This is a genomic window from Parapedobacter koreensis (assembly GCF_900109365.1).
Classification (GTDB): domain Bacteria; phylum Bacteroidota; class Bacteroidia; order Sphingobacteriales; family Sphingobacteriaceae; genus Parapedobacter; species Parapedobacter koreensis.
On sequence record NZ_FNZR01000002.1, the window covers coordinates 395013 to 420580 of the forward strand.

A 25568-nucleotide genomic window follows, 5' to 3' on the forward strand; every position below is an offset into this window, starting at 1 on the left:
CGCATCCTTAGTCCATGTTTGGCTTCACAGTCAGATTCACCGTCTTTGAGCCAGACAACGGCCGCACGCCCATGCCCGGGCTATTGGTGTACTGTGCCGTAATCCGCAGTACCGTCTGCTCACCATCACCGCCAGCAGGCGGACGGGCTACAATGGTACCTTTCGCAGGTAGCGATTTCCGCTTGGCGTCCTGATCATCTGCCAGCGACCGGATCCACCGTACAATCTGGCGGGCTTCAGCCTCCTTCATGTCGGGGTGGGCGGCCATGGCCACTTCACCCCATACGCCGCTTCCCCCTTGCATGATTTTCTCCGCCAGGTAGGCAGCTGCTTCACGCTGATCTTTATACCGTGCAGCTACCTGGGTAAATGAAGGTCCCACACTGGGTTCATTGATTTTATGGCACGATTGGCAATCGGATGCCATCATCAGGCTCCTGCCCAACACAAGCTCCGATACCTGCTGATGACCGAGGGAAGCTCCCGCCATATCCGTTCCCTTGACATAATCAATGGCGATCACCAAATTAGCCGCATCGATGGCGCGGCCACCGTCATCTACCTTCACCTCATATCCGATAGTCTCCCCCGGTGTGTATACGCCGGATGTGTTGGTCAATACGATGTCGACAACCGGATTATCATTACCTGCATAAACCATGACGGGATTACTTTCCGACTGGCCTTTGCCGTCAGACACCGTCACACTGATGGCGTATTCGCCCTTCTGATCCAACGTATAGGTCAGTGCAGGGCCTTCCGTCTGTTGCGTGATGTCGCCGATTTTCCACGTATAGGCGAGCTTGTCATTCTCGTTGTCTTCAGCAGCTACGGTAGCATTCACGGTGAAAGGCACCTTGCCATTGCTTTTTTCCACCGTAATTTCCCCTACTTGCGGTGGGAGGTTGCCCGCGATGTAATCGATGCGTGCGATGCCAGCGTCTGCATTCTTGGCAAACCAGCCTTTGCCATATTCCAAGATATACAGGCGGCCATCCTTGCCCACTTCCATATCAATCGGATTAGCAAAAGGCTCGCCTTCCATAAAGGGTTCCATCTTGTCGAAATCGCCATTCGACAACATGGTCACCGCCTTAATCCATCCGCGTATCCAATCGTAGATAATCAGCTTCCCATGGTAATAGTCAGGATACCGGGTATCCTTGGGAAACATATCGGTATAATACACCGGGCCAGCCATGGCGTTGCGCCCGCCCGTACCCACTTGCGGAAAATCCGGTGAGGCCGCATAGGGATACCAGATATAGGCCGGTTGGGCCGGAGGCAGTACCTGCAAGCCGGTATTATTTGGCGAATTGTTCTCCGGTTTCGCCGGATCAAAGGGTTCGCCCGCATGGCCGGTGTTGTAGTCAAACGGACGGTAGGCGTAGTTGTTGCCCACAAATAGTGGCCAACCGAAGAATCCTGCCGTACGTGCCTGGTTCACTTCATCATACCCACGGGGGCCACGGGTGGCCAAGCTATCGTTATTCGCATCCGGACCCACTTCCCCCCAGTAGAGGAAGCCGGTTTTCTGGTCTACCGCAATGCGGTAAGGATTCCGGTTGCCCATTACATAAATCTCTGGCCGGGTCTTTTCCGTACCTTTTGCAAACAGATTACCTTCAGGCACCTCATAGCTGCCATCCGGCAGTACCTTGATGCGGAGGATTTTGCCCCGAAGGTCATTGGTATTTCCCGATGAACGGCGGGCATCATACTGTTCGTATCCCGGGCGGCCATCCTGGGGTGCAAATCCTTTGTTTTTATAAGGAGAAGGATCCGGCTGGTCAAACGGCGTGGAATTGTCCCCCGTGGAGAGGTATAACAATCCATCGCCCCCGAAAGCCAGGGAGCCACCTGTATGGCAGCAAATATCCCGTTGCGAATAAAACTGCAAAATGACTTTCTCCGAACTCGTATCCAATGTATCGTTGTCGTATACAAACCGCGATAACCGATTTACCGACGTATCGGCCGGACTATAGAAGGCATAGACGTATTTGTTTTGTTCATAGTCCGGGTCAAGGGCCAGCCCCAAGAACCCTTCCTCGGCGTTCACGTTGGGCGTCTCCGTATGATGGTATACATCCAAGTACCCTACTTGCTTCACCGTTTTGCTCTCTTGGCTGTAGCGCATCAACTCCCCGCGCCGTTGCGCGACGAGGATATCGAAATTGGGCAATAAAGCCATTTCCGTTGGCTCGAAAAGCTCACCCTGGAGCAATTGTGTCTTGACGAAACGTTGCCTTTCAGGTACCGGCTGTGTTTTCGCCTTGGAATAGTTCAGCTTCAAATTATCCCCAATGGCATATTTTATACCGCCCAACAGCACCTTCAGTTGCAGCGAATCGGTGAATGAAGCATCTGAATGGCCAAAAGCCGTAAAAAACGATCGGCCTCCGTCGAAGTCGTGGTACCAAACCATGGGGTGGTTTTCACCATTTTCACCACCTTCGTAGCTACCCTCATCAATCGTAATCAACACATTGATATCCGGGCTAAGCTTCTTGAAATTATACCACTCATCATTGTAAGTGAATGTGGACGGTAGCCCTTCCGTAATCGGGTGTTGCGCAGCCACTACATGGAAGGTTGCCTCCTGGGGTTTGGGATGATTTTGGAAATACCCGCCGACCAGGCGACCATACCATCCCCAATCATATTCCGTATCTGATGCAGCATGAACGCCCACAAAACCACCCCCAGCCTGGATATACCGCTCAAAAGCCGCCTCCTGGTAATGGTTGAGGGCATCACCCGTGGTGCTCAGGAATACCACGGCCGAATAGGCTGCCAAGCTATCGTCATTAAACCACTCGGCATTGGTAGTCGTATCGATATCAAATCCGTTCTCCGCAGCAAGTTTAATCAATGCTTCATTACCTGCGGGTATGGATTCATGGTAGAATGCCGCAGTTTTACTAAACACCAAAATTTTAGGCTTGCCGCTGCGCTTATTGCAGGAATGCACCGCGAAAAAAACGACCAAGGATAAAATGAATAAAAACGATTTAGTAATGGTCCACTGAGAAAATTTTTTCATGCTACGGTCTATCATGTTTATATCTGGATTGCAAAAATGATAATTTTCGTAATAATTCCGCGATAAATTTCAAATACTTTAGTAAGTTTTCTGGTACAATCGGCTAATCCCAACCTACCCAACCAAATTCCCAATTCTTTACAGATTTGGGCGGTTACTTCACTGCCGACGACAATATGTAGTGAATGATGGATAAGTTGGAAGCATACCAAGATTTAGCGATGGTAATCGCTTGGCCAGATAAAACGGCGCGTGGCGACGAGTTTTGGATGGCTTTACTGAAGCAACTTGGTATCGTTAAAAACCTAAATTTCAAAGTAGGCCATGCAGCCATTGTGTTGATCAATCGGCGAAGCGGCGCACTGGCTTATTACGATTTCGGCCGTTATGTCACGCCTCGTGGATACGGAAGGGCACGCGATGCCGAATCCGATCCGCGGCTGAAGTTATTCACACAAGCCCGGTTTGACCAGCAAGGCAACATCGGTAATCTGAAAACGGTGCTCGCCGAACTCGAACAAATTGAATACGCCACCCACGGTGGTGGACGGTTACTATTTTCCGTGATATCGGAACTATCTTACGCAGCATCAAGCCAATTTGCCCAATGTATCGTGGCACGTGGCCCGATAAAGTATGGTGCCATTGCCCAGGGCAATAACAGTTGCTCGCGCTTCGTGGCCCAAGTGCTTCTGGCTGGCCTGCCAGCCCGGCATCCGGCCCGGATACGGATAGGCCTACCGGAAAGCCTCAAAGCAAGCCCGGTAAGCAACGTGGTGAACGCATCACCTGATAAAATTATCTATTGCCATCAAGGAAACGTGTTGGAATCACTGCGGATGACCAGGTGGCAGTCCTTGCGTTTTCAGGTGGGCCTGCTGTGCCATAACCTGTCTTCCGCCAAAGCTAAGGACCTGCCGTGCGACCGTGAGCCGGGCAGCATGGGCGAACCGGAAAAACCGACGTCGGTGCCGGAATCCGCCTGCTGGCTGGGCGGTATTGGGGAAGGGGCTTGGTATTCGCTTGAAAATGGGGACGTACCAGCGCAGTTCATCGTGACAAGGTATGCTACCGATGGCAGCGAAGATTACTGCGTCGATTGCATCGCCAAACACCCCATTGATCTCAGCCTGCCCTATACGTTTACGTACCATTGCCATTATCAACGGCATATCCTTATTCAAAACGGCAAACAAATTGCGCTGGAAACGTTCAGCCTTCCCATGAAGCGCACAGGCACTGCCTAACGTCACTATAACACACACAAACAACATGGAGTTAACTATTTTAAAATCAAAAATCCACACTGTAAAAGTAACCGAAGCCAATGTCGAATATAATGGATCCATTACCGTAGATGCGGATTTACTGGATGCCGCCCAAATCAAAAAATACGAACAAGTATATATCAATAACGCGGTAAACGGCAGCCGGATTATGACCTATGTGCTTCCCGGAAAACGCGGAAGTGGTGAAGTGTGCATGAATGGTGGGGCCGCACTGCACGCCAAAGTGGGTGATACCGTGCATATCTTGAGTTTCTGCAAGGTAAGCGAAGAAGAGGCTGACAACTACGAGCCCATACTGGTGTTTACCAAAGTGGGCAATCAAATAGCGTCTGTGGAGCGGTATAATTATTAACGGTTAGCCCCGCGTCTTACGGCTGTTATTCGGCACGGCACGGTATGCCTTTTCATCCGCAGATGTAAAGACACATAAAACCATGCCGGCCGCTGCCACTGGTCATAAGTTTCTTGACCCGCGCATGACAGCTACGTTACGATGATTGTGTAAGCTTGCAGGAAACTAAAGGCTTTAGGCAGGATATGCGTAGCGCTTGTTTCTATCTGCTATTACCGTTGATGACGGGGATGCTTACCGCTACTGCCCAGGAGGTGATCATCAAGGGAAGGGTGGTAAATCCGGATGGCGATCCGCTACAGGGTGCCAATGTATTCATTAAGGGTACCGTATCCGGTAGTTCCACCGATGAAACGGGCGCATTTTCATTCGCCACCACTATCCGGGGAGACACCGTCTTGGTCGCCCGCCATGTCGCCATGGAAACCCGGGAAATTGCCTTTTCAATCGATTCGAGCATCATACCTATCATGATCATGCTTCATCAGCGGTATAACCTGCTCGATGAAGCTTCCGTAAGCATCAGCAACTACGCCGCCCTGGACAACAACCGCTCGATTAGCCTGACAACGATGGATGTGGATACCTCGCCCGGAAGCGATGGCGATGTCACCACCGCCCTGCGGGATTTACCGGGGGTACAGGCCATTGGGGAAAGCGGGGCGCTTTTTGTGCGGGGTGGCAGCGACGAAGAAAGCAAAACGTTTATCGATGGGCTGGAAATCACCCATCCCTATTTTACGGGTGTCCCGGATATCGCGCAGCGTAGCCGCTACTCGCCGCATCTGTTTGAGGGCATCACGTTCAGCACCGGGGGGTATGCCCCTGCCTATGGCGGGGCGCTGTCTTCCATCCTGTCGCTGGACACACGCAACCACCCGCAAAAAAACTCCACCGTATTGGCACTTATCCCCTATGGCGCTCAGCTGGGGCATGATCGGCTTTTCAGCGAAACAACCTCCGCTGGTTTTGATGTCGGCTATTCCAACTTCGGCCCGTATTACAACCTCATCCATCACCGCACGGATTGGATACGTGCGCCGGAAAACTGGATGGCCAATGCAAATTTCAGGCAAAACACGCCCGGAAAAGGCATCATCAAATGGTTTGGGTATGCCAACACGTCGTCCCAATCGGCCAATCTTCCCGACGTAAATGCACAGGGCCTACTACGTCCTTTGTATGTAGCTAATGATAATGCTGTATCGCTCCTGACGTTCCAGCAACCGCTTTCCCGTGGCAACGGCTCCGTGTATATCGGCTATGGTTTTAATTTCAACAAGGATAACCTCCGCACAACGGATCACACGGCTGAAACCCGCCAGTCCCAGCATCAGCTGCGCATTGCCGTGCACAGGCCACTATCCGCTTCCGTACGGCTCGATGTGGGTACCGAGGGATACCTCGTACACTTCGAATCCGCCCCCTATGCAACACCTATCGCTGATCGGAAGGTAGCCGCTTGGACAGAACTTACCGTGGCGGCCTTGGGCCGTGCCACCATCAGGTCTGGTGTCCGCGTCGATTACAGCCGCCTGCTCCCCCGGCCTGTGCTCTCACCGCGTATCACGGGAAGTTACCAGCTCACCACTGCCGACCGCATCTCACTGGTGGTGGGCAGCTACACACAGCAACCAGCGTACAGCTACCCGTTGCCGACCCAGCACCCCAGTTACCAACGTGCTACCCACTACATTGCCAATTTCCAGCGGGGCAAAGACGGTAAAACCTTACGCATCGAAACCTACCACAAAGCCTACCACGGACTACTTACCACCGCTGCCAGCAGCGGGACAAACGATGGAACCGGATTTGCTTATGGGCTGGATGCATTTTGGCGCGATCAACAGTCGGTAACCGGCCTCGATTATTGGATTTCATACAGCTGGCTGCATACGAAACGCAGGTACCTCGACTACCCCATAAGCACGGCACCTACTTTTGCAAGCCCGCACACATTCCACGCAGTAGCCAAGCAATTCATACAGTCTTGGGGGATCTTCATCGGTGCTTCTTACACCCTGGCGGCAGGCAGGCCTTACTTTAACCCATTGAACCCGGTTTTCCTCGCTGATCGCACACCGGTATACCACAATGTAAACGTAAACACGGCTGTATTGCGCAAATGGGGTAACACGTTCATCACCCTTGTTGCGGCGCTAAACAACGTCGTGGGTAGCCACCAGGTTTTCAACTACCAGTATGCTGATGACGGCAGTTTCCATATGCCAATAGCACGCCCCTATGGCCGCAGCCTCCTATTGGGGTTATTTATCAGCATGGGCAAAGACCGATCGGATGAACTATTAAATCAATTACCATAAAAGGAGGGAAAAAATGAAACTGCTCTTATTCGTACTCATAGGATTGACAATCCGTAACACTGAAACACGTGGACAGTCCATCGAGCAATTGCTCACGCCAAAAATCGCTACCTTGGAAACCGCACGTGGCGCGGACAACCTCCAACGCCTGGCCAACGATTTTGAGCGCATCGCGCTGGCGCATCCGAAAAATTGGCATGCCCAATATTATACCGCTTATGCGTACACAGTGCTGGCATTCCAGTTGCCCAAGGGGAAGATTGATGCAACTTGTGACCGCGCGGTGGAGTACCTCGATAAGGCTGTTGGGATACGCCCAAAAGAGGTCGAAAATTATGTCTTGATGGCTTACCTGCTTAGCGCACGCATCAATGTAAACCCCATGTTCAGGGGAGCCAGCATGGGCAGCCAAAGCAAGGAGCACCTCAACAAAGCTTTCGAGCTGGCCCCCGACAATCCGCGGGCCTATTATGTCCGGGGAATGGGCATTTTCCGCACACCGGCAGCTTTCGGCGGCGGCAAAAAAAAAGCCCGGCCTTATCTGGACAAGGCTATGGAGACATTCAATACACTGAAAGACGTTTCCCCCCTGGATCCCCGATGGGGCAAGAACGAGACGGCGCAGCTTTTAGCTGAATATTGACGAAGGTTTTGTTTAGGCAATTACTCACTGCGTGAGGAGCATGCTTTTGCCTCAGCGCAAGGCTTTCCGCCGTTGCCACGGCAGGGCCTTCCTTTTTTCCTTGATGAAAAAAGGAAGCAAAAAAATCAAGACTGTGAAGGCTATCTTGCAGCCTGATAGCAAAGCATCCACGGCGCGGATTGCAGCCGCTGCGCTCCCTCAATCCGCTTGGTGAGTTGCCAGTACAGAGGGCACTACAAATGCTTTGCCGCTCGCTGCTTCCATATCCTTCAAGGTCGGTCCGGCTCAGATGATAATTCCGTGCGGCTTTCAGCAACAACCCTCCGTATAGCATAGGTTACCGAATAGGAGATTTTGCGGCAAGCAGGTTGAGGCACTACCTTTGTAGCAAAAGATCCAAGCGGTGATTTTTGGGTACTTTTGATCGCAAAAGTACCACGCCTGTCGCGGCGAGCGACGGAAAGCCTTTGCGGGCAAAAGCAAAAAAAGTTCATTTACCACCATCAAAAGTTAAATGCAGGTGGCGTGGCCCTGAGCGATAGCAATACAGCACTACGCTATTTTATTTAGTATATTTGCCCAACAAAGGAGACACGGAATGAAACGATCAGGCATTGCCAACCTTCCCCTGCACCATGGTTATGTACCGGTCTGGCTTGCTGAACGAATGGCAAAGCTGGGATTGGTCATCACGGAGCACATCCTGCAAGACTTTGGGAAGGAAGAATACTTGAAAAGGCTCAGCGATCCCTTCTGGTTCCAGAGCTTGGGCTGCGTGATGGGCATGGATTGGCATTCCTCAGGCATTACCACCTCCGTGCTCGGCGCATTGAAAAAGGCCGTCAACCCACTTTCGAAAGAGTTGGGCATCTATATCTGCGGCGGTAAGGGCAGGCATTCCAAAAATACACCGCAGGAGCTGTACCTGTATAGCGATAAGCATGGCTTGGATGGAGCGGGGTTGGCAAGGGTCTCAAAGCTGGTTGCCAAAGTGGATAATTCTGCCATACAGGATGGCTACCAACTCTATTTACACACGTTCATCGTCAGCGACGAAGGTGGGTGGACCGTCGTGCAGCAGGGGATGAAGGATGCAGACGCCACGGCCAGAAGGTACCACTGGTACTCGGATGGGTTTACGTCGTTTACCGAGCAGCCGCACAGTGGCATCTGTGGTGTGAACCAAGGGAAGATTATTGACATGACGGCGTTGGAAGCGAAACCCACAAAAACCGCTATCCTCAATTTATGTACGGAAAAACCGACCGCTGTCCTCGCTGAACTGTCTACCCTGTCCATGCCCAACCGCCACTACGTCACCGCCAACGACATCAACCTCAAACGGTTGGGGGCCATGCTCTGGCTTACCCATGAAAAACGACCTGCCGATTTTGATGAGCTACTATTGCTACAGGGTATGGGCGCACGCACATTACAGTCGCTGGCCTTGGTAAGCGAAGTGATCTACGGCACGCCAACCCGATTTGACGACCCTGCCCGGTTTTCGTTTGCCCATGGCGGCAAAGATGGGCACCCCTTCCCCGTGCCTACAAAAGTCTACGACGAAACCATCGATATACTCCATAAGGCCGTCCAGCAATCCAAACTTGGCTTGAATGACAAAAAACAAGCCATACAGGCGTTGAGCAACCTCGCTTTCCGGGCAGAAGAAGACTTCATAGCCAAGGACAACCTTGATGAACTATTGGAACGGGAACGGGGCAATGCTTGGCGATACGGTGGAAAGACCGTCCTTGGCGATTCCATGCCTCCGGTAAACAAGCAATTGCGGCTGTTTGATTGACATCAATACGGCGGTGGGCTCAATGAAGTCCATCCGCCATCGACGATAAGCGTCTGCCCCGTGATATGCCGTGCTTCATCGCTGACGAGAAAGAGTACCGCTGCGGCGATATCGGCCGTGGTCGCCGGCCGACCCATTGGCGTCAAGCGCGACCAAACCGCTTCATATTCATTGTCGGCCACGGTGCGTTCAGTCAGCGTCGCGCCGGGAGCTACCGTGTTTACATTAATCCCGAACGGGCCCAATTCCACGACCAAATGTTTTGCCAGCATCTCCAATGCAGCTTTGGACATGCCGTAGGCTGCCAGGTTTTTATGCGCCTGGTGGCCGGTCGCCGACGAAGTAAAGAGTATTGATCCCCCTTTTCCTTCTTCAATAAATCGCTTGGCCACGGCCTGCGCAAGGAAAAACGTGCCGCCGAGGTTTACATCCATCACTTTTCGGAACGATTCCGGGGAATATCCCAGAAAATCGCCAAACAGGGTAATTCCGGCATTGGCTACCGCGATGTCGAGGCGCCCCGTCTCCGAAACCGCGGTAGCGACCAATTCCCGAATAATCGCCAGATCACTGGAATCCCCCGGACAGGCGATGCACCGCCCTACTTCCTGCACCTGGTGTGCGGCATGAGCGGTCAATGATTCGTCGATATCGTTAAGCAATACGGTTGCCCCGCCAAGGGCCAGTTGCTTGCATATTTCAAAACCGATGCCCTGCCCGGCGCCGGTCACAATGGCAGTTTTGTCTTTAAATCTTCCTGGTGTCATCAAATTAGCAATTATAACTATCAGTGTGAATCGCGGGAAACTTCACTTCCCGATCCGCCCTTCAGAAAACCAAAATCAGTACCCAGGTGGGCCTGCTCCACGTGGTCTACATACAGCTTCGCGTAGCCCCGCGTAAACGGATTGGTAGGGTAAGCCTGCGACGCTTTCCGCTCCTCCAGCTCGGCGGCATCTACCAATAGATCAAGCCGCCGACCAGCAACGTCCAGCCTGATGAGGTCGCCATCCCGCACCAGCGCAATCATGCCCCCGTCGGCGGCTTCCGGCGAAACGTGCAGCACTACGGTCCCAAACCCCGTTCCGCTCATCCGTCCGTCCGAAATCCGCACCATGTCTGTAATCCCTTTGGCAAGCAGTTTCGTCGGTAAGCCCATATTCCCCACTTCGGGCATCCCGGGATACCCCTTTGGCCCCACGTGCTTCAGCACCAATACGCTGTTTTCGTCCACATCAAGGTCGGGATCATCAATTTTACGCTTATAATCCTCAATGTCTTCAAAAACGACTGCCTTTCCCGTATGCTGCATCAACGGCACGCTGGCCGCGGAAGGCTTAAGCACACCCCCGGCTTCACAAAGGTTGCCTTTCAGTACCACCACGCCCGAGACTTCATTAAAGGGTTGATCCAGATCTGAAATGACGTTCCGGTTTAAACTTACCCTGCCGGCGATATTCTCCCCTACCGTACGGCCATTCACCGTGATACAATCGTTATGGAGATACCTGCCGATGGCATGCATCACAGCCGGCAGCCCGCCTGCATAATACAAGTCTTCCATGAAATACTTGCCCGAAGGCTGCAAATTCGCGACCAGCGGGATATTTCTGGAGAACGCGTCAAAGTCATCTATCGTAAGCGGCACGCCGATCCTTCCCGCGATGGCAAGCAAGTGGATGACAAAATTGGTAGATCCGCCGATTGCAGCGTTTACCTTGATGGAATTTTCAAAGGCCTGGCGGGTGAGCACAGTAGATAGTTTCAAGTCCTCGTTTACCATCTCCACGATACGCCTGCCGGACAATTGAGCAAGCACTTTCCGGTTGGCATCTGCCGCCGGTATCGCGGCATTCCCGGGCAATGTGAGCCCCAAGGATTCCACCATACAGGCCATGGAGGAAGCCGTTCCCATGACGGCACAATGCCCCTGGCTCCTGCATAAGCCAGCCTCCGCCAGGTTTAATTCTTCCTCGCTCATGATGCCGGTACGCACATCTTCGGAAAACCGCCATACATCGCTGGTGCCGATATCCCGCCCGTTGTACTTGCCTGTGAGCATCGGACCTCCCGATACCACGAGGGCGGGCAGATCGACGCTGCATGCCCCCATCACCAATGATGGGGTGGTTTTGTCACAGCCGCACAGCAATACCACGCCGTCAATGGGATTGGCCCGGATGGATTCTTCGACATCCATGCTGGCGAGGTTGCGGAAAAGCATGGCCGTGGGTTTCATCAGCGTCTCCCCCAATGACATGACAGGAAATTCGACCGGATATCCGCCAGCTTCGAGGATGCCTCGTTTCACCGATTCGGCCAACTCCCTGAAATGGCCATTACAGGGCGTAAGCTCAGACCAGGTGTTACAAATACCGATAATGGGCTTCCCCCGGAATTCGTAGTCGGGTATCCCTTGGTTTTTCATCCACGCCCGGTAGATAAATCCATCTTTACCCTTCCTACCGAACCATTCCTGACTCCTTAATGATTTTGTAGCCATTAAAAATGTGTTTAGTTTTATAATTAGTATCGGTATCCGACGATACCTCGTTCAAAGCTATGAAAAATTTCCATAAAAAAACCGCCCGTCATAAACGAGCGGCCGCCCCAATGGGATTAGGGGCTATCAACCTAAACCGCCGCAAATATACTAATTTTTTTAACATGGTTACCAATTTGTTAACTTAGTGAAAAAAGACCGGGCATAAATTTTTCCGATTTCACCGACCAAAAATTCCTTAATCGGATTTTTTATAGTAGGTTTGCACACTTTTAGCAGTTGAATGTTTATACCGGAAGTGCTTAAGAACGAGCTGGCCAAACCAAAGCTTATCATTGTCACCACGCACCATAAACCCGATGGGGATGCATTGGGATCGTCTTTGGCTGTCTACCATTGGCTGAAAGCCAAGGGCCATACCATACATGTCATCGTTCCATCTGACTTTGCCACTTTTCTGGATTGGATGCCCGGCAGGCAGGATGTGCGGATATACCTTGACGATAAGGCCGCCAATGATGCGTTGATTGCTGCTGCCGACTTGATTTTCTGCTTGGATTTCAATGGGCTGGCTCGTATCCATGCGATGGAAGGTGCTGTGAGGGATGCATCGGGAACGAAAATCATGATCGATCACCACCTGGATCCGGAAGGTTTCGATGACTACCGGCATTGGGACAACCATGCTGCCGCATCTGCGCAGTTGGTATATGATTTCATCGCCAATGTAATGGATGATCGGCAGTCTATCACGCCGGAAATCGCTACATGCCTGTATACGGGTATCATGACGGATACCGGATCTTTCCGCTTCCAGACGACTACACCTGCTATACACCTCATTGCCGCGGACCTCATCACCTTGGGGGCCAAAAACTGGAAAATACATGAGGCGATATACAACAGCTACACCGAAAACCGATTAAAGTTTCTCGGCTTTTGCTTGTTAAACAGGCTCGAAGTACTCCATGAATACCACACGGCCTTGTTTAGTATCTCCCGTGAAGACCTGTACCGGTTTAAAATCACTACGGGGGATACCGAAGGGCTGGTGAACTACGCCTTGGCCATCAGCGGCATGAAGCTTGCAGCATTAATCATCGACCGCACCGAGCAGGTGAAGCTTTCGCTGCGATCTGTGGGGGATTTTCCCTGCAATGAGGTATGCAAAACGCATTTCAATGGTGGGGGCCATCGCAATGCAGCCGGTGGCAATTCCAATGAGCCACTGGCGAATGTCGTACTGAAATTCAAATCGATATTACCAGAATATAAAGCGCTTTTAATACAATAATTTTTAATTACACACAAAAAAATGAAGAAATCAATTTTTAGTTTAGGGCTTGCAGTCGTCGTGCTGGCCAGTGCCTGCCAGCAATTCAAGACGGGCGAAGGGGGGTTGAAATACAAAATTGTGAAGGACAACGGCCAGCCGAAAGCACAAACAGGAGACCTGCTCTCGGTAAACCTGACCGTCACTACAGATAGGGATTCATTGTTATCCAGCACCTATAAAATTGGGTTGCCGCAAATCGTAACGATTGCTGCCGACTCGCTTCCCGGATTGTATCCGGGTGATTATAACTCCATGTTCCGGATGCTCGGCGAAGGCGACAGTGCCGTATTCCAACTGGATTTGGATACCATGGCGGCCAAAACCATGCAGCCAAAGCCAGACTTTGCCAATAAGTATGTGACCTTCAATGTAAAGGTGAATAAACATTTCAAAAAGGGCGAATTAACAGATAGTGCCCTGTACGCAGAGGTAAACACCTATTTCGATGCCGAAATAGAAAAACTGAAGGCTTCCGAAGAAAGCAAAATTAGCAGCTACATTGAAAAGAACAAGTTGGAGCCGGTAAAGACCGCATCTGGCTTGCAATACGTAATCACCGAAGAAGGTACCGGTGAAAAACCGGTTGCAGGTGATACGGTAAAGGTCAATTATACCGGCTCATTGGTTGCATCCGGTGATGTGTTTGACACGTCCATCAAGGAGGTAGCCGAAACAAACAAAATATACAACGCGATGCGGCCCTATGAACCGGCCAAGTTTGCTATCGGTGTCCGCCAGGTCATCCCCGGATGGGACGAAGGCCTATTGTTATTGCCCAAGGGAAGCAAGGCTAAACTGATCATCCCATCCCAACTGGGCTATGGCGAACGCGGAGACGGACGTGGCGTCATCCCGCCTTTTGCTCCGTTGGTTTTCGATGTCGAGCTCATCGACATCCTCAAGCCCGCAGTACAGGATACCACTGCGCAGCAATAAAAAAACAAACGGACGCCTTCCCCTTCGGAAGGCGTTCTTGCTTTTAAAGGGCAAGTTAGCTAAGTTTGCAACGTACCCCCACTTCTGACAATGACACTTACCGATACCCATACACATCTTTACTATTTATATGGTACGCCCGAGCTGGACAGCCAGATGCAACGCTGTTTTGACAATGACGTACGGCATTTGCTGCTGCCCAACGTAGACAGCGCTTCCATACCGAAGGTGTTGGGTACAGCCGCTACCTACCCGGACAGCTGCTACCCGATGATGGGGTTGCACCCCTGCGACGTAAAGGCCGATTATCCTAGCCAATTGGCTACCATCGAAAAAACAATAGCCGCAAACAACATTTACGGCATCGGCGAAATCGGCATTGATCTGCATTGGGACAAAACAACGCTATCCCTGCAACAGGAAGCTTTCCGCATACAAACCGGTTGGGCCAAGGAACTTGGGCTCCCCGTGTCCATCCATTGCCGCGATGCGTTTGATGAGCTCTTCCAATTGCTTGAAGAAATACAAGATGGCAGGCTTACCGGTGTGCTGCACTGCTTCACTGGAAATCACGAACAAGCCCAGCGCACGGTAGCCTTGGGGTTGCACCTGGGCATTGGTGGCGTGGTCACCTACAAAAACGCCGGGCTCGATGCGGTCGTGGCAGCACTCAGCCTCGATCATATCGTGTTGGAGACCGACGCCCCTTACCTCGCTCCGGTGCCACATCGGGGCAAAAAGAATGAAAGCAGTTACTTATTGTATATTGCGCAAAAAATTGCAGATTTGCACGGGGTGACATTGGATACCGTGGCCGCGACCACCACGGAAAATGCCAAGCGGGTTTTCGGAATTTAGACCCCGATACCAATCGGGATAACCATAACGCTAACTGGATGAATAATATTTTCGTAATTTATACGGGTGGGACTATCGGAATGGTCAAAGACGAACAAAACGGCACATTTATCCCGTTTGACTTCGACCTCATCGCCAAGAATATTCCCGAACTCGCGCGGCTTAATTACAACCTACGTGTGCATTCCTTTACGCCCATCATCGATTCTTCCAATATGCAACCGGCCATCTGGGTGGAAATGGCCAATATTATCCGGGAAAATTATGATACCTGCGACGGCTTCGTCATCCTCCACGGCTCTGACACGATGGCTTTTTCCGCATCAGCGCTCAGTTTCATGCTTGAAGGGCTTCAAAAACCGGTCATCCTTTCCGGATCGCAGCTACCCATCGGCGAGATACGTACAGACGCAAGGGAAAACTTAATCACCGCATTGGAACTTGCTTCCGCAAAAAAGAAAGGCAAATCACTCATCCATGAAGTGTGCATCTTCTTTGACAATAAATTATTCCGTGGCAACCGATCGTTTAAATACAACTCAGCCAAATTCGAGGCCTTCCGGTCGCCTAACTACCCGGTACTAGTGGAAGCTGGTGTGCACCTCAAGTATACCAAGGACGCGTTGCTTGACAACAGCGACAAAGAATTTATCTTGCATACCAAACTGGACAATTCGGTATCCGTACTCAAGTTGTACCCGGGTATCAGCCCGCAGGTCGTGCGTGCCGTGTTGGAATCCGAGGCCCGGTCTGTCATCATGGAAACGTTCGGCTCGGGAAACACGACCACCGCTCAGTGGTTCCTTGACCTGATCGATGAAGCTATCCGCCATGGCAAAAATATCCTCAACATCTCCCAGTGCAAGGTGGGCAGCGTAGAGCTGGGGCGCTATGAAACCAGCCGCTACCTGAAAGAAATGGGCGTAATCAGCGGATACGACATGACCTTCGAAGCCGCTGTGACCAAACTGATGTACCTGCAAGGGGAATTTGAAAACCAACAAGATGTAGCCTACTGGGCGGAACAGAATATCCGGGGTGAATTAACCGCGTAGGGCATCCGCCACGATAAAGGTACTCCCCCCAATGAAGATGAGGTCGGCAGGATGGGCATGCTCCCGGGCGGCATGGACAGCCTCCGCTACCTTGCCATATGCTTCACCATGCAGCCCATAGCGCATAGCCGTAGCGCGTAATTCGGATGCTGGCAATGCCCTGGGCATTGCCACTTCACTGAAGTAATACCGGGCGTCCTTGGGCAGTAGCGGCAGCATCTTATCCAAATCCTTGTCACGCATGACGCCGATGACGATATGCAGATCCCGGTGGGGCGTAGCCATAATGTTGGCCAGCACTTCGCGCCAGCCATCCAAGTTGTGTCCGGTATCGCAAATTACCAACGGGTTGGTCGATAAGGTTTGCCAGCGTCCCATCAAGCCGGTGAGTTCCTGCACCCGCGCCAAGGCGTGCCTAATATGCGCATCGGTAATGGAAAAACCCGCCCGGCGCAATTCATCCACCGCACAAAGTACCGTTGCGACGTTCTTGACCTGATAGCTACCTGTCAAATCCAGCGCATAGATCGATCCCGTGGTACTAGACCGATGGGTGGCATCCACGTATAACAATCCCGAATCTTTGCTCATTCCTGTGACCTGCCACAGCTGGGACGCATAAGCAAGCCGACTGCCTCGCTCGGCCGCGAAACGTTCAAAAACACCGGAGACCTCCGCTTGCCATTCACCGATGACCACCGGTATGCCCGGCTTCATGATGCCCGCTTTCTCGCTGGCGATTTCCTGTAGCGTATTACCCAATAGCTGGGTGTGGTCATAGCCGATGTTAGTGATAATGGAGAGCAGCGGGGTGATGATGTTGGTCGAATCGAGCCTTCCCCCCAACCCGGTCTCCACAATCGCGATATCAACCTGCTCATCGGCAAAGCACTTGAAGGCCATCGCAACGGTCACCTCAAAAAAAGAAGGCTCCACGGCTGCCATCAATGCTTGGTGATCACGGACAAAGCCTGCGACTGCCTCTTTGGCAACCATCGTGCCGTTTACGCGTATCCGCTCCCTGAAATCCAGCAGATGGGGCGACGTATAGAGCCCGGTCTTATAGCCCGCTGCCTGCAAAATAGCCGCGAGCATATGCGAGGTGGAACCCTTGCCGTTCGTTCCGGCTATATGCACCGATTTAAAGCGTTCATGGGGGTTGCCAAGTGCTTCGCAAAGCCGGTAGGTATTGGTCAGATCTTTCTTTATTGCCGATGCGCCGTCACGCGTAAACATGGGCAAACGCGCATAAAGGTATTCAACCGCCTCGTTGTATTGCATAGCAGGTATGGGAAGTATGGGAATAGCTTTATTATTTCAAGCGAAACCGAACTGGGACAATAGCCTTCTGGACAGTTGGTGCCCGCTCCAGCTCATTCAGCCGCGCACCACGCAAAGCCCGCTCACACTTTTCCCAAAGGCTCCGGTCTGGCAACGTGGTACCCTTCACCCCTGCCCGTGCATAGGTGATTGTCCCATTGGGCGCAACGTGTACTTCCACGGCCACCACGCCTGCCTGTTGGCCGTTGTCCTCGATTTGGGGAGGCACCACCCAGCGCCTATTGGCTATGGTAAGCCCGGACGTACCGAAGCCCGATCCGCCCTCGCCATAGTTTGCCGCCAGTGGATCGCCCTGCGCACTACCTTGGTTGCCAGCTTCCGCCCCCGTACCATCGCCCTTGCCCGGGGCATTGTTGCGCTTGCCTGTATACAAGGCATTGGGGTTTACCGCTGGTTTACTCTCCTTTTTTTCCACGGTAGTTTCCTCCGCATTGGCCTTTTTGGTTTCATTGGCCACCACTGCAGGAGCGTCGTCCATATCCTGCGTAGCCACGGTACGCTCGGTCACCTGCTGGGAGGGCGTCGGTTGTGTCTCCTGTTGCGGATCAATCCTATCCGGCCGTACATTATTGGCATTCGGATCCGTGGACGGCTCGTCCACGGTCATATAATCGTCGCCCATGCCCACTTCGGACGTGCCGTAATTCACAATAATGCCGCCTGTCCCAATTTCGGGAAACGCCGACCCAATCATAATAAAAAAACTGATCAGCAACAATCCCCCCATCACGCTACCCGATATCCACAATGCTTTCGGGTAGTTGTTGTCTTCCTGTAAATGATAATAGCCCATCGTATTTCAATACGTCTTTGTTTCAATTAGATGCGCGCCACATGCGCATTCCATAAATCAACCTTCGTTATTCCCGCATCGGTTCCGTAGCCAGTACCAAGCGTATCTTCAGCTTGTTGGCGATGTCCATCACGGAGATCACATTCTGGATAGGCACTGTACTATCAGCATAAAGCATGATGGTCAGTTCTTCCCCGGGCTGGACGTATGCTTGGACAGCGTTTGACAAGTTGGCATAAGGCACCTCCTGTTTATCGAGGTAATATTTCAAATCCTGGGTCACAGACACGGTCACCGTCTTCTTCGCTACGGACTGTTCGCCCGCGCTCGAACGCGGCAACAGTAATTTGACAACCTGCGGGTTAGCCACGGCAGATGCCAGCAGGAAAAACAACATCAGGAAAAACATGATGTCATTCAGGGAATCCGTGAAAACCCTTATTTCCGATTTATTTCGTCTTGCTCGTAAATTCATCGCATTAGCACAGTTTAAGAGCCCGGTTCATCCAATAAGTCAACAAACTCGATTGCATCGGTTTCAATCCGGAGAATCAGCCGCTCCAGCATCGTATTCAGCACATGGTAGCCGGAGAAAGCCAGAATACCGATGGTTAACCCCGCAGCGGAAGCGATCATCTTGACGTATAATCCACCGGAAACGCTGGCGATATCGATACCACCCGCGGCCTCCACATCCCTGAAGATAATGATAACCCCGAAAATCGTTCCGACAAAACCAAGCATCGGCGCTACAGCGGATATGATACTCAATATATTGAGGTTCTTCTCCAGCCGGGCAACCTCCAGTTTGCCGATATTTTCAATGGCCCCTTCAATATCTTTAATCGGCCTACCTATCCGTAGCAAGCCCTTCTCAAGCATTCGCCCCAGTGCACTGTTGCTCGCCCGGCAAACGGACAGCGCCGAATCCAGCCTACCCGATAGCACGCTTTGCTTCACATGCGACATCAAGCTGGGATCGTATTTGGACGCCTTCTTGATGGTCAGGTACCGCTCAATAAAAATGACCAGTGTAGCAAAGAGCAATAACGCCAACGGGATCATTATCCATCCAGCCTTGACCAATAAACCTATCAAGCTTACTTGTTCATTCGCAAGTTCTACAGTTTGCTGCGCTGCACCCGCCAACGTGTCAAGCGGGTATACGGTGTCTTGTTGTAATAGTGACATAAATTGTTGGTATGGTTTCCTATGCTTGTTTTATAATCTGCTTATTAATGTGTTGTTATTGGTCGCGTTCTACTTTCGCTATCCATGCGCCAGGCTCAAAGGTTTTCTGCACCCTGGCCAATTCCCTGTACGCTTCTTCTTCTGTCTCGAATGAACCCCAGCTTATCTTCTTACGGTTGCCGGGCATCCTGCTGTTGATGGCATGGAGTTCATAGCCCTTGGCTTTCATCTGGGCAACATATTTTTCCGCCTGTGCCATCGTGGCAAACGAGCCTACAATGATTTCGTAGGTGACCGCTGGCTTTGCCACCACTTCCGGAGGGTTTACCACGCTATCTGCCGATAGGCTATCCACAGGCTGTGCCTGCGTTGTGTCAAGTGCGACGGTATCAACGGTGACGATCGGTATTTGGACCGGTTGCCTACTTGGCTCGCTACTGCCCCCCCGGGCGGTATCACCTTCCCGCCCAAAAAGGGAGGCGATCTTTGTTCGCTCCAGCCATGCAGGCTTGTAATACCAAGCCCATCCTACGGCGGCAAACAACAGCACGACCACCACCACCGTCGCAATCAACCATCGCGAACCACGTCCTTCACTTATGGATTCTTCAGCAACCGTTGTTTCGTCGGCCGCCACAACGGTCTCCGCCACCGCCACTGGTTGTTGTACCTCTTCGATAGCTGTCGTATGCAACGGTTTTTCCACGGGGGCAACCTCCTTTACCGGTTTGCGCCCGAAACCTTCCGCTTCAAAAGGCTTGAATACAAACGACGCACCATCAGCCAATAAATAACCCAGCCCGCTCAACAGCGCCTGACCATTGCGGCTTATGGATTCCATTATTTTTGCAATGGCCTCATCCAGTATACGTTTTGCCGCGGCCTCATCCACCTTATACTGAACCTGCACATAAGCGGCTATTGAAAAAGCATCCGGTCTGCCGCTTTCGGCCAGTGCGACATGGCTTGTAGGGGGAAGAAACATCGATTGTTCTTCATCATAAGATGCAGCAACATGCGTCACTGTAAACACGCCGATTTCCGGCACCTCCACTGCTGGGTATCGCCTTAACAAATTCACTATACACAAACCCAAATTCATACGATATATTCTTCCTCAACTTACGTCGTTTGGCACCTTCACCTCACAAAGGTAATGCCTTAAGTCGTTAAAATGAAAAGTTGACGCCACCGATGACATTCAGCCCCAACCTCGGGTAAAACAAGTAACGCTCATAGTGGGTACCCAGCATGTTGTTCAACCGCATATAAACGCCTATCTGGTCGGTAACCCGGTATTCCGCACCGGCACTCAAGTCGGCAAATGAAGGTATGGTGGTCTTCCTTGCCCCCGTGCTGCCCAGCTCGGTCATTGAATATTCCGATAGATCCACATTGGGATCCCGCACGAGTCCATATGTTTGCCCTTGGAACAGCAACTCACCGTCGATATAAAGCTTGTCGCTGATATTGAACCGCGCATTGGCAGCCAGGCGCATTTTGGGCATATACCAAGCTTCTTCTTCACGCTGGAGATCATACTCATTGAAGTTCAATTTGCCGCCTATTGTTACGACCTCCGATACACGGACGTTGAGCTCGCCCTCAAGCCCGATGATGGTGCTGGCATTTTCGCCGTCTTCATAAACCAGCTGGAACGCATAGGGCGTTCCCGGTGTAACCGCATAAAACGGCATGCCTTCGATGCGGCGGTAGAACGCCTTCACCTTATAGCCAAAGGTAGCACCGGCATTCCCTTTGATACCGCCAAATACCTGCATACGATCCACGGAATTGCGGATGTAGTTTGTATTGCCCAGCGCACCCAGCCAAGGGTTTTCCTTGGTCAACTCTTTGACCGATGTCTTATTCACATCGCCATTAATCCCTCCAAAAATGTGGGCAAATTGCGGAATGAGCGCAAAATCGATTTCTGCTGAGGGAAAGATATTGGTCCGTGAAGAATCGCCGAACTCAGACACAAAATTAGCGCCCAGCGTAATGTTGTAATTGGATCCCTGAAACCGTATATAGGGATTGATTCGCGCAATGTTGTTGCCGAGATCATAGGAAGCGTCTTTTACCGAAGTAAAGTCTCCCGAAATATTGGCTCCCACGTTGAATACGTTTAGCTGTTTATTCACATAACCAGATAAGGCAACGGCGCTTTCCTTCGTGTCATACGCATTGCTATAACTATAGGCATCCGCTTTCAGTGAATAGGAAAATGCATCCGTGGCCTGCTCATCATAATTGCTGGTCAGCTCACCGGTAAAATAAATGTCATTGAACGCCTGCTTGGCGGGATTGAGGTTCAGGTTCGTGCCATCAACGTCGCCAACCACGCCATAAAACCGCGTCCCGTACCGATTAAAGCCGATTTCCCCATCCAGTGTAACAGGCCCCAGTATGGTCCTGCCGAAGACCCCGACTTGTTGCGATGAAAATTTTTGCTCTTCGTAGGTTCCTTGCTGGCTCAGGTGCTTTACGTAGCCCCCCAACCGGGTATCCACATAGTAGTCCGAACTCAAATGGACTTCACCCAATATAGTACCCAGGTTTCCGGCACCGATCTTCACATAGTTGTTGGTCAGCGTCTGCGTCCGCGTGAAGGGCATTTCCTGGATGGCGAGTTGTTTTGTACCCGTATTGATATCCAGTTTCCTATCCAAGATTTGATAAGCCAACTTAGGTTGGTATTGCCGTTTATTGCTCATATCGGGGCTGCGCCGTATTTTCACGGCATCGGCCAGTATCGGACGGTAATCACGCACGACATCAATGGAATCAATAGTAGCAGACCTTTCGTCCCGCCGCTCCTCCTGGGCATACCCCATCATGATCATGCCCGAAAAAATTCCTGTAAGCAAATACCCGTAGCGCATTGATGTTTGAAAGATCATAAGTTATTAAAATACCCGTTACTTATTGTTCAATTTTTGTAAACGCTCCTTTGCGGAAGGTATGATATCGTCTTCCCCTTCGTAATTTTCTATCACACTCTCCAGTGTGCTCTTCGCCTGGAAATCATCCCCTTTACCTGCGTAAGCATCAGCCAGCAGGATGAAACTCTTGGCTACCCAATAGTCATGCGAAGCCATGTTGTTGATCACGTCAAATGCCGTTTCAATGGCTTTGTCGTATTCCTTCGCCTCGTATTGCAATTGACCCACCCGGTAACGTGCCTCGGCGCCCACCACGGTCTGGCTTTTCAATGCCGCGAGGTTCAGTTCTTTCATCGAATTTTGGGTATCCCCCTGCCGCAGCAAGGCGCGGGCCGTATATAAATGCGCTTTTGCAACATCTTCTTCCGACGAACGATCGTATTCCTTAATCAGCTTGGCATACTTGAGCACTTGTTCCATATCACCGATCTCATAGTAACAAACCAAGAGGTTATTCACCGCGTAGCCATAATTGGCCTTGTATTCCGAAGTCAATTCCAGTTTTTTGAGGTGCACAATCGCCTCATTATACTGTTTCAGACCTAAGTAGAGCTCCGATACGGTGAGCAAAGTGTTTTCCGTATACTGGCTGGTCCAGTCGTTGAGGATGATGTTCAGGTCGTGCAACGCTTCCTTGGGGTGTCCTGTGCGATAGAGGCTCACTCCCCGGATATAGCGGGCATGTTTCTCCTGTATCGGCTTGGGGAATTTGTCAAAATACGCATTGATAGCTTCCACGGCAGCCTGGTATTCGCCTCTTGCAAATAAGGTATGGGCTGCCTGGAAGGCCAGGTTGTCCTGCTCGGCAGAAGACAGATCACCGATATTTGTACTGGTGGCGTAGTTGATGTAGCCGGAAGCATCACCCCTATCCAGGTAGATATTCTCGATGGATCGCAGCGCTTGCCTGGCCTCGTCCGTGGTCGCGTGCTCTTCCACCACCCTCCTGAAGGTAGCCATGGCCGCTTCGGTATCGTCTTTATTGTATTGGACAAGGCCGATGGTCATCAATGCCCGCGGGGCGTAGCTACTCCGTGGATACTTTTCAATCATTTGCTGCAATCCTTCGATGGCCGTGTCATAATCGCCCATGGTGAAATACGTATAAGGAATCTCAAAAGCTACATCATCGGCATAGTTCGAGTTGGGGAATTGCTCCACCACCGAACGCAGTGTACCGAGCTTTGCGTCATTGCTGCCTTGCAGCCCCTGGATAATCCCCCGTTGGAACAGGGCATAGTCTTGGCTGGGTGCTTTGCTATTGATCAACCGATCATAATATTGCATGGCCCGGCCATAATTGCGCATGGAAAAATACGAATCACCCAAGCGGGCGATGGCGTCATTACGCACATTCGGTTCGATGGCATTGCCCCCCGTGGATAGGAAACGTTCGAAATAGTTGGCGGCGGTATTAAAGCTGTTGTTCCGGAACGCGGCATACGCCAGCGCATAATTTGCATAGGCGTATACATCGGTCTTGCGAGCTGCGGATGTCCGCAGGAAACGCGAAAAATTCTGTACCGCTTCCCCGTATTTGCGCACTTCATACATGGCTTCTGCTTTCCAATACGTCGCCAACGCCGCTATCTCCGGATCAATGGGATACTGCTCCGACCGCATAAACAAGGAAATACCGTTTTCAAATGCCCGTTCATTATAAAACTCCAATCCCCGGTAATAGGTCACTTTCTGATAGGCCGCGTCGGCCTCCCGGCCACGATTTTTAATGGATTCGAGGATATCCACCGCTGCCCGATAATTACTCGTACCTAATAAGGTCTCCGCATAAAGCGTTTTGGCCTCTTCGAGCCGCTTGGTATTCGGATAGGTATCCAGGTATTCCTGGGTTGCTTCCAATGCCACCTGGTGGAACTCAAGCTCATAAGACAACTTCGCATAGTTGAATAGCCCTTCCTCTTTTAACGCCGGATCAAAATCCAGTTTGGACGCCTTGAAAAAAGCATTGCGCGCGGCTTGTTTATTATCTGTTTTCAGGAATGCGTCGCCGAGGGCAATCATTGCACTTTGGTAATAGGCATCGGGGTCTTCCATTTTCTCCAGCTCCGTAATTGCTTTTTCATAATCGCCATTTTTGTAAGCGATATAACCAATCTGGTAGCTGTCCTGGTTATTTTGGGTTTTCCCCTGATCATCAGCCTGGAATTTGTCGTAGTACTCCTTGGCGTTTTCAAAATCGTTCTTGGCAAAATACGTAGCGGCTACGATACGGAACATATCCGTCTCGTGCACCTGGTCAGAGGTTTCCAATATCGGCAACGCATATTCCAGCACGTCGTCATAGCGGTTGTCCAGGTAATACAGGGCTGTAATGTAGTAAGGATATGTCGCCTGGTAGGTTTTTGAACCCTTTAGTTTTTCAAATTCAGCCAGCGCCGTTTTGAAGTCCTTATCCAGGTAGCTCAGGTAGGCATAGTAATAAATGGAGGCTTCCTGGTAAATACCGCCTTCGTCTTTCAACTGCTGGAAAAGCGGCTTAGCCGACGCATAGTCATCCATCATGAAAAAGGAATAGGCTTGCTTATAGCGAAACTCCTTATTTTCCCGGCCCGCCAGGTTCCGGCTATCCAGCTTGTTGAACCATTCCAGCGTCTTCTTGTAATCTTTCTTGGCAAAATAGGACCGGCCTACTTGGAAGTAAGCCGCTTTTGCATTTGCACTGGCCGGATAATCCTTGATGTAACGGAGAAACTGGCTCTCCGCATCGGATTCCTCCAGTTCCAGTGCACAGATAGCCTGGTAGAAACGGACGTTTTCCTTCAGCAGCGTCAATTCAGCATGCTCATCTTCCTGCAAGGTCGAATTTATCCGGATGGCGTCTACTTTGTCAAAATGTTTGGCAGCGGCGGCATACTTTCCCTTTTCATACAGCTCCATCCCCGTTTTGTATGCCTGATTGACCTCCTGCCATGCGCTTTGCTGGGCCATGGCTGAGGAGGCGGCTAAAATAAATATAATCCCTAACTGATAAATCCGGTTACACATGCTGTCAAATTAGCTAATTTTTCGATTTCCTCAATTTCACACAAAGTTGGGGCCACAAAATAGTGTTACCCGTTTTGACCCACTAAATTAAGGGAGAAACCGCAACGTTTTCCCCAAAAGTTGTCCACAAATGTTAATAACATTGC

Annotated in this window: 19 protein-coding genes; 9 read left to right on the forward strand and 10 right to left on the reverse strand. The window is 51.2% G+C overall.

The genetic code is table 11. From position 1 onward, the window contains the following. Positions 1–7 precede the first annotated feature (7 nt). Entirely contained in the window at positions 8–3046 is a 3039-nt protein-coding gene (locus BMW65_RS05930; protein WP_090603567.1) for a ThuA domain-containing protein, read from the reverse strand. A gap of 185 nt (positions 3047–3231) precedes the next feature. Between BMW65_RS05930 and BMW65_RS05935 the strand changes: the two genes are divergently transcribed. From BMW65_RS05935 to BMW65_RS05955, 5 genes are all read left to right on the forward strand, one after another. Further along, positions 3232–4293, forward strand: coding sequence for a DUF6695 family protein (locus BMW65_RS05935; protein WP_090603569.1), 1062 nt, complete (start codon positions 3232–3234; stop codon positions 4291–4293). Between the two features lie 25 nt (positions 4294–4318). Next, complete coding sequence (gene panD / locus BMW65_RS05940) at positions 4319–4687, forward strand: aspartate 1-decarboxylase (RefSeq protein WP_090603571.1); 369 nt, start codon at positions 4319–4321, stop codon at positions 4685–4687. A gap of 185 nt (positions 4688–4872) precedes the next feature. Continuing rightward, positions 4873–7011 carry a TonB-dependent receptor gene (locus BMW65_RS05945; protein ID WP_143053823.1) on the forward strand — a complete coding sequence of 713 codons (2139 nt, stop codon included), beginning with the start codon at positions 4873–4875 and terminating at the stop codon, positions 7009–7011. 13 nt (positions 7012–7024) lie between these two features. Continuing rightward, positions 7025–7654 carry a tetratricopeptide repeat protein gene (locus BMW65_RS05950; RefSeq protein ID WP_090603575.1) on the forward strand — a complete coding sequence of 210 codons (630 nt, stop codon included), beginning with the start codon at positions 7025–7027 and terminating at the stop codon, positions 7652–7654. Positions 7655–8252: 598 nt separating this feature from the next. Next, entirely contained in the window at positions 8253–9458 is a 1206-nt protein-coding gene (locus BMW65_RS05955) for a DUF763 domain-containing protein (RefSeq protein ID WP_090603577.1), read from the forward strand. Between the two features lie 2 nt (positions 9459–9460). Here BMW65_RS05955 and BMW65_RS05960 read toward each other — a convergent pair whose 3' ends face one another. Beyond that, positions 9461–10225 (reverse strand): SDR family NAD(P)-dependent oxidoreductase, encoded by a 765-nt coding sequence (locus BMW65_RS05960; RefSeq protein ID WP_090603579.1) that lies wholly within the window; start codon positions 10223–10225, stop codon positions 9461–9463. A gap of 20 nt (positions 10226–10245) precedes the next feature. Next, on the reverse strand, positions 10246–11961 hold the full coding sequence (locus BMW65_RS05965; RefSeq protein WP_090603581.1) for an IlvD/Edd family dehydratase: 1716 nt from the start codon (positions 11959–11961) through the stop codon (positions 10246–10248). 283 nt (positions 11962–12244) lie between these two features. Here BMW65_RS05965 and BMW65_RS05970 point away from each other — a divergent pair, with 283 nt between their 5' ends. The 4 genes from BMW65_RS05970 to BMW65_RS05985 all read left to right on the forward strand — a co-directional run bounded on the left by BMW65_RS05970 (position 12245) and on the right by BMW65_RS05985 (position 16146). After that, positions 12245–13255, forward strand: coding sequence for a DHH family phosphoesterase (locus BMW65_RS05970; protein WP_090603583.1), 1011 nt, complete (start codon positions 12245–12247; stop codon positions 13253–13255). 21 nt (positions 13256–13276) lie between these two features. Beyond that, the gene (locus BMW65_RS05975; RefSeq protein ID WP_090603585.1) at positions 13277–14233 is read left to right on the forward strand and encodes an FKBP-type peptidyl-prolyl cis-trans isomerase; all 957 of its coding nucleotides are present in this window, start codon (positions 13277–13279) and stop codon (positions 14231–14233) included. Positions 14234–14323: 90 nt separating this feature from the next. Next, a complete protein-coding gene (locus BMW65_RS05980; protein ID WP_090603587.1) occupies positions 14324–15091 on the forward strand; it encodes a TatD family hydrolase in 768 nt (255 codons plus the stop codon). Between the two features lie 38 nt (positions 15092–15129). Continuing rightward, on the forward strand, positions 15130–16146 hold the full coding sequence (locus BMW65_RS05985) for an asparaginase (protein WP_090603589.1): 1017 nt from the start codon (positions 15130–15132) through the stop codon (positions 16144–16146). On the opposite strand, the gene BMW65_RS05990 is transcribed toward BMW65_RS05985, so the two are convergent. The 7 genes from BMW65_RS05990 to BMW65_RS06020 all read right to left on the reverse strand — a co-directional run bounded on the left by BMW65_RS05990 (position 16135) and on the right by BMW65_RS06020 (position 25422). Then, the gene (locus tag BMW65_RS05990; protein ID WP_090603591.1) at positions 16135–17427 is read right to left on the reverse strand and encodes a bifunctional folylpolyglutamate synthase/dihydrofolate synthase; all 1293 of its coding nucleotides are present in this window, start codon (positions 17425–17427) and stop codon (positions 16135–16137) included. The two genes, BMW65_RS05985 and BMW65_RS05990, sit on opposite strands and share 12 nt — an antisense overlap. A gap of 31 nt (positions 17428–17458) precedes the next feature. Then, the gene (locus tag BMW65_RS05995) at positions 17459–18280 is read right to left on the reverse strand and encodes an energy transducer TonB (protein WP_090603593.1); all 822 of its coding nucleotides are present in this window, start codon (positions 18278–18280) and stop codon (positions 17459–17461) included. Between the two features lie 67 nt (positions 18281–18347). Next, positions 18348–18755 carry an ExbD/TolR family protein gene (locus tag BMW65_RS06000; RefSeq protein ID WP_090603595.1) on the reverse strand — a complete coding sequence of 136 codons (408 nt, stop codon included), beginning with the start codon at positions 18753–18755 and terminating at the stop codon, positions 18348–18350. Between the two features lie 14 nt (positions 18756–18769). Further along, positions 18770–19471, reverse strand: a complete 702-nt coding sequence (locus BMW65_RS06005; protein ID WP_090603597.1) for a MotA/TolQ/ExbB proton channel family protein — start codon at positions 19469–19471, stop codon at positions 18770–18772. Between the two features lie 55 nt (positions 19472–19526). Beyond that, positions 19527–20552 (reverse strand): SPOR domain-containing protein, encoded by a 1026-nt coding sequence (locus BMW65_RS06010; protein WP_177181015.1) that lies wholly within the window; start codon positions 20550–20552, stop codon positions 19527–19529. 88 nt (positions 20553–20640) lie between these two features. Then, entirely contained in the window at positions 20641–22374 is a 1734-nt protein-coding gene (locus BMW65_RS06015) for a TonB-dependent receptor (RefSeq protein ID WP_177181016.1), read from the reverse strand. Between the two features lie 18 nt (positions 22375–22392). After that, positions 22393–25422 (reverse strand): tetratricopeptide repeat protein, encoded by a 3030-nt coding sequence (locus tag BMW65_RS06020; protein WP_090603602.1) that lies wholly within the window; start codon positions 25420–25422, stop codon positions 22393–22395. Between the last annotated feature and the right edge of the window lie 146 nt (positions 25423–25568).